This is a genomic window from Rhodococcus sp. (in: high G+C Gram-positive bacteria) (assembly GCF_049591685.1).
In the GTDB taxonomy this organism is placed as follows: domain Bacteria; phylum Actinomycetota; class Actinomycetes; order Mycobacteriales; family Mycobacteriaceae; genus Rhodococcoides.
In genome coordinates, this window is record NZ_JBAWFH010000410.1 from 1 (window position 1) to 5,645 (window position 5,645).

Here is a 5,645-nt window from a genome sequence, read left to right on the forward strand (position 1 = left end):
CGAAACATGTATCGCGACATCTACGCCGACACCGGCGGCGTTCCGGTACCGAACGACGCCAACGCCGGCGCTTACATCAACTATCCGGACTCCGACTTGAAGGATCCCGCCTGGAACACCTCGGGGGTGCCGTGGTCCACGCTGTACTACGGGGACCACTACTCGAGGCTGCAGGAGATCAAGGCGACGTGGGATCCCGGCAACCTGTTCCGGCACGACTTGTCGATCGAACTCCCCCGCACCTGATCGAATCAAGTGCGCGTCGCATTCCGGAACAACACTCCGATGATCTCCACCACGACTCGGAGGAACGTCGAGCAGACTCGCCGAAGAAATCAAACAAGTTGCCTCCCCTACAGTATGGGGTTGCCGCGGCCGTCGGAACGGTCATCGGAGTCCTCGGTCTGGTGTTTCTCGGTCCTTAGTCTCGTTGCTGGGTGCCGACGCCATCACCGTCGGAGCGAACCGAGAATTCGTCGGCATCATGCTCGCGTTCGTTCCCGTGCTCGCCGCAGCTTTCTGCCTCGAACAGTTCTTCTGAGCAGACGGCGCAGCGCGACAGGTGATGATCGGGCTGATTGCCTCGACGATCGCGAACGTCGTGTTCGATCTGCTCCTCATCCTCGTATTGCACTGGCGCGTGCCAGGTGCGGCCTTGACCGTCGGTCTGGCCAACGTCATTGCCGTCGCGTATTTGTCACGTGGCTCACTCGTCACAGCGAGTGCGGCGGTCCGTATCGCGCAGGTTCCGGATTTCTGGTCATGGGTGCGACGCTGGGCGTGCTACCGCTCCTGGGCTTCTTCGTACCGCAGGGGCGACCGCGAGCGGCTGTCCGCGTCCCTGCGCAGAGCCGCCCTCACCGTCGGCGCGGTCGTACTACTCGGACAATTGACGTCGCAGGAATTTAGCGCCAGCTGCGAGCGCGACCATCTTCTCTCGTGCAACGCGTCGGCCGAGTGGGGCCATACCGCAATTGTTACTCGGGTAGAGCTTGTCTGCGTCGACGAACGGAATTGCGCGAGAAAGGGTTTCAGCGACGTCTTAGACAAACTCGCGGGTGCTGTCACGCTCGGGTCGCTGGTGTATTCGTTGACAAGTACTCGATTCTCCCGTCACGGCAAAGTGGGCCCGAACGGCTACGCGGGCCTGTTGCTCGCCGGTAAATCCAGCGTGGTCTGGCTGGTGTCCGCTATCGTTCTCGTCCCCCTTTCCGCGGCCGACGCCACGGGAATAGGGATCGGCGAAGCTCTCCGGCGCGGTGTCATCGCCGATCTTGTTCCCCCGAACGAGGCACCCAAAGCCTAGATATTCGGCGCGGTCGCCGCCCTGGTTGTTGTCGTGATCACCCGATGGTCACTGACGTGGGTGCCGATGGCCATCGCAGCAACGGTCTCGGCAATCGGAGTTCTACCGGCCTGGGTAGTGGGGAACGCAGGTCAGGGACCCGACCACGATATCGCCACCAACGCAGTCATCGTCGCGATCGTAGCCCTGTCCGCGTGGACCTGGATGACGCTGTCGCTTCGTTCTCACCTACGCCGTAACGACACCGAGAACGCCTGCGACCTCGATGTGGCGATCGCCAGGTACCGCGTGATCGCGGCGTGTGCGGTGGGTGGCGTCGCCGTTCTGTCGCCGGTGCTGGGCGTCATCCTGCTTCCGGCCTCCTCGATCTTCACGACGCGGTACGGACGCCTCGCTGTGGTCGCGACAGCGGCAGCGGCAACGGCAACGGCAACGACGATCGCCGCCCTGTGTGTCGCCGGCGTCGGAGGTCGGCGGAACCGGCAGGAGCGTCACCGATACCCCCAGCTTCTGTGTGATGCGGCCTCGGCTGCACTGATTGTGGCGTGGTCGGCCATCACACTGATGGCCATTCGTCCAGCACCGGCCTTTCTGATCAACCCCGCGACCGTGTACGACGTGCTCCTCGGCTTCGAGCCGACCGAGGGGCCCTCGCTGGGACAGTTCGTGACCTTCTGGCGATTCGACTTCGTCACCGGCACGGCGGCAATCGTTCTGGCAGCTTTGTACGGGTGGGCGGTCGTACGTCTGCGACGGCGCGGAGATCGCTGGCCGGTGGGCCGGACGATCGCGTGGATGACTGGATGCGGCGCACTGTTGATCGCCACGAGTTCAGGCGTCGGGGCTTATGGTTCGGCAATGTTCAGCGTGCATATGGGTGTGCACATGACACTGAACATGTTCGTTCCTGTTCTTCTCGTGCTCGGTGGACCGGTCACTCTCGCACTACGCGCGATCCCGCCCGCACACGACGGCGGAATGCCCGGCGTTCGTGAATGGATCGTGCTTGTCGTGCATTCACCCCAGATGCGCCTGCTGTCCAACCCGGCTGTCGCAGTCGCCCTGTTCGTGCTTTCACTCTATGCGGGGTACTTCAGCCCGTTGTTCGACGAGTTGGTTCGATATCACCGGGGACACGAGCTGATGAACATCCACTTCATCATAACCGGGTACCTGTACTACTGGGTCATCATCGGTATCGATCCGGGGCCCAAGCGGCTTCCGCACCTCGGACGTCTCGCAATCCTGTTCGCGGTCATGCCTTTTCATGCATCCTTCGGAATTGCCGTGATGACGATGGACCGGGTCATCGGTCACGACTTCTATCACTACCTCGACTCCCCTTGGGTTCAGGATCTCGTCGGTGACCAACGCATCGGTGGTGGCTTGGCCTGGGCCTCTAGCGAGGTTCCATTGGTCCTCGTGGTCATCGCACTGGTGACCCAATGGTCGCGCCAGGACAGAAAGACCGAAGTTCGCGAGGACAGATTCGCGGACAACAACAACGACGACGAACGCGCTGCATACAACGCCATGCTCGCTCAATTGGCTCGGACTCGAAAGTGGTCGATCGTGAAGACGTTTCAGATTTTGTGTGCGGGAATCTTTCTGCTTCTCCTCGGATCGGCCGCATTCCTTGCCAGCCGCGCCGACGATTGGCGCGACCCGCGCTGGATGGGTGTCCTGCCGATCATGACGGTTCTCGTGCTGGGTGCCTACGTCTTGGGCAAGATCGAGTCCGGTGAGATCACCGGTACCCGAACACACTAGACGAGTGTGCTCCAATAGCTCCAGAATCGTTCCAGGCACAGCAAAATCAGGACTGTGAACCACAACGCCACCAACGACCACTTCCACCGATCCAAGAACTCGCCACGCCCAGTGAGGAATTGAGACACAACGATTACCCACAGCGGTACCGTCACCGCCCACACGACCATGCAATAAGGACAGAGGGCACCGATTCGATACAGACTCTGAAATATCAGCCAGTGGACGAATACCACCCCCACCGAGAGGCCGAGTGCCAATCCTGCCCAAAACCAGCGTGGGAGCCGCACCGAACCGACTCCGAGCGCCCCTGCCACCAGCACGACGGTGAATGCAGGAATACCCAGTATCGGGTTCGGGAACCCGAACAATGCTGCCTGACTGGATGTCATCACGGATCCGCACGAGAGAACCGGGTTGAGGCTGCAGGAGGGCACATAATTCGGGTCGGCGAGCAACTCGAAACGCTCGACCACCAGTACCAGCGAAGCGAGCAGACCGAGGACGCCTCCCACCGTAATCGCCCACGCAGTTACCCGAGAGGGAACCTCAGTACCGACCGGAATGTCACCGAAATGCCCCGAGGCTGTCACTGGATGGCAAGGACCGCTGCGGACAACGTAGTCGAGGCCACCCAATCGGTGTATTTGCCACTCGAAATACAGTCGCCGATCGATTCGGGAGCTCCGGCCTGGGCTGCTATCGCGCTGAGTTGATCGTCCGAAAGTCCCTGTCCCCCTTCGGAGGGTTGCTGGGCGTACGCATCCGAGTGGAAGCCGAGCCACGTCTCGATCGCCGCAGCACCCGACGTCCGAAGCTCGTCGAGCGCGTTACCGAATGTCGATTCGAAATTCTTGCACACCGGGCATTGGAAGTCCTCGTAGATGGTCACCACACGTTTCGGAGTCATGGTGCCCTCGGCGAGCTCCACATCGGCTGCCGCGGCTCGGACAGCGCCGGACTCGGTCACCGACGACGGCGAAGCACCTGCCTCTCCCCCAGAATCGCGCCCTGCGATGACCACGATGCCAACCACCAGCGCGAAAACAACGACGGTGTTGGTGGTGAACACAATTCGCACGATGACGTTGCGCCTGCGCCTGCGCTCTGCCGCTGCCGCTGCCGCTGCCGGGACATTCCTGTCCGCTTTACTCGATCTGGCCACGCCGTGGGCCCCACTTTTTCACTGTTGCAGTAACATTCGGCTCACAAGCGACTACGCCCAACCGCGGCGCTTTCGCGAGTATGTTCGTCCACAGGATTGTCAGAGTTACCGCGCCTAGGAACCCGACCACCGCCCCAGGCCCCGGTCCGGACAACCCCGAAGACACCGGTTGCGACTGGCGGCTCCAGATCGCCACCATCGCCACCACCGACGTCACCGCGCACCCAGCAGTAGCCAGGAAGAGGACAGGAAACGTCCGGCAATACAGCGCTGCCATAGAGCATGCGATGCAGAAGACCGCAATTCCGTGTACGGCAAGGGCCGAAAGCACGTTCGTAGATTCCGACTGTGCAGCAGAGCTGTTGACGAGCACGGACCAACCTGACACGGAACCTGTTTGTGACATGAACAGTCCCGCGGCGGACAGTGCCACAAGACCTACCAGCCGGAGTCGTTCGGCCACCGTCATGTCCATCCCGTACAGAACACGTTTCTCGATCGACGCAAACATTGTTCGGTAGTCACGCAAGTCGTCGTGCACTGTGCGCAATCCTCCTCTGCGGTACGAATCAAGTGTGTAGGGGAACGGCCAGTAGTCGGTGCACTCGCCTAGAAAGTTCCCGCGCAACGTAAGCAGAACGGCGCATTCACGACGCGGGAACTTTCGATGCCTCGTGACCGACTGATCGAGCATGGGTGGAGACGAGCGGGATCACGGACCTGTCGAGCCGCCGAGCATCGGTCTCGTTCCGGACGAACGATCGATCCCTTCGATCATGCTGTGCAGTAGTCCGTCCTCCGCCGGATGGGCTCGGCGACTTTCGTCGAACCTCGAAGACGCGCTCGGCTGGACCAGCACGGTAATCAGCGAGCCTCTCGAATCGGTGGTGATCGTGGTCGTCGACTCGGCCTACCGATGCCATCGACGGGAGTTCGACCCCACCGACCCGATATCTCTCGGGCGGGCGACGGCCTGGTTGAGTCACCCGTCGATCAATCTGTAGTCGCGTGTCCACTGTCGAAACCCAATCAATGGTCGAAAATGGAGGAACAGCTGTGCCCTCGTGGTCACTTCGCGTAAATGGACTGCACTGCCAGAGCTGTGTGAGGACCGTCACCGAGGAGCTGTCCAACCTTCCCGAGATCACCGCCGTCTCGGTGGAGTTGGGCACCGACGAGCCCTCGACGGTCATGATCGATGCGACGGAGGCAGTCAGCGAGGTGCGCATCCAGACAGCGCTCCGTGAGGGCGGCGACTTCGACATCGTGCATTCGTGAGCAAGTGGACGCTCCGCTGGGTGGGAGAATCTGTTGCGCGGGATTCGTAGTGCAACAACAGTGCTCGCCGGGGCTGGGACGTTGCTTGCGATCGCGGGTTTGACCGCCCGCTACATGGACCTGCCG

General features: G+C 61.5%; 7 protein-coding genes and 1 pseudogene. 4 read left to right on the top strand and 4 right to left on the bottom strand.

Annotation, left to right across the window (positions count from 1 at the left end; all coding sequences use genetic code 11):
- The coding region (locus WBQ44_RS17545; protein ID WP_495567951.1) for a BBE domain-containing protein at nt 1–246 on the top strand (246 nt) is incomplete at its 5' end.
- Nucleotides 247–877: 631 nt separating this feature from the next.
- On the opposite strand, the pseudogene WBQ44_RS17550 reads toward WBQ44_RS17545, so the two are convergent.
- Nucleotides 878–1,042, bottom strand: a pseudogene (locus tag WBQ44_RS17550) (methionine synthase); the annotation flags it as partial.
- Nucleotides 1,043–1,339: 297 nt separating this feature from the next.
- On the opposite strand from WBQ44_RS17550, the gene WBQ44_RS17555 reads away from it, so the two are divergent.
- A complete protein-coding gene (locus WBQ44_RS17555; protein ID WP_495567952.1) occupies nt 1,340–3,076 on the top strand; it encodes a cytochrome c oxidase assembly protein in 1,737 nt (578 codons plus the stop codon).
- Here WBQ44_RS17555 and WBQ44_RS17560 read toward each other — a convergent pair.
- From WBQ44_RS17560 to WBQ44_RS17570, 3 genes are read right to left on the bottom strand one after another with little or no spacing between them, the layout of a single operon-like run.
- Complete coding sequence (locus tag WBQ44_RS17560) at nt 3,073–3,642, bottom strand: vitamin K epoxide reductase family protein (protein ID WP_495567957.1); 570 nt, start codon at nt 3,640–3,642, stop codon at nt 3,073–3,075. The two genes, WBQ44_RS17555 and WBQ44_RS17560, sit on opposite strands and share 4 nt — an antisense overlap.
- A gap of 23 nt (nt 3,643–3,665) precedes the next feature.
- Nucleotides 3,666–4,241: a DsbA family protein gene (locus WBQ44_RS17565; protein WP_495567953.1), complete on the bottom strand. Its 576-nt coding sequence runs from the start codon at nt 4,239–4,241 to the stop codon at nt 3,666–3,668.
- Nucleotides 4,225–4,935, bottom strand: a complete 711-nt coding sequence (locus WBQ44_RS17570) for an Rv2732c family membrane protein (protein ID WP_495567954.1) — start codon at nt 4,933–4,935, stop codon at nt 4,225–4,227. Before WBQ44_RS17570 ends, WBQ44_RS17565 begins: the two co-directional genes overlap by 17 nt.
- On the opposite strand from WBQ44_RS17570, the gene WBQ44_RS17575 reads away from it, so the two are divergent.
- Nucleotides 4,934–5,245 (top strand): hypothetical protein, encoded by a 312-nt coding sequence (locus tag WBQ44_RS17575; RefSeq protein WP_495567955.1) that lies wholly within the window; start codon nt 4,934–4,936, stop codon nt 5,243–5,245. The genes WBQ44_RS17570 and WBQ44_RS17575 overlap by 2 nt on opposite strands.
- A 28-nt stretch (nt 5,246–5,273) precedes the next feature.
- Entirely contained in the window at nt 5,274–5,519 is a 246-nt protein-coding gene (locus tag WBQ44_RS17580; RefSeq protein WP_495567956.1) for a heavy-metal-associated domain-containing protein, read from the top strand.
- The last annotated feature ends 126 nt before the right edge of the window (nt 5,520–5,645 follow it).

Bases quoted from the DNA above. Each gene is read 5' to 3' on its own strand.
- WBQ44_RS17575 (WP_495567955.1), top strand. From the start codon at position 4,934: ATGGGTGGAGACGAGCGGGATCACGGACCTGTCGAGCCGCCGAGCATC.
- WBQ44_RS17570 (WP_495567954.1), bottom strand. From the start codon at position 4,935: ATGCTCGATCAGTCGGTCACGAGGCATCGAAAGTTCCCGCGTCGTGAA.
- WBQ44_RS17580 (WP_495567956.1), top strand. From the start codon at position 5,274: ATGGTCGAAAATGGAGGAACAGCTGTGCCCTCGTGGTCACTTCGCGTA.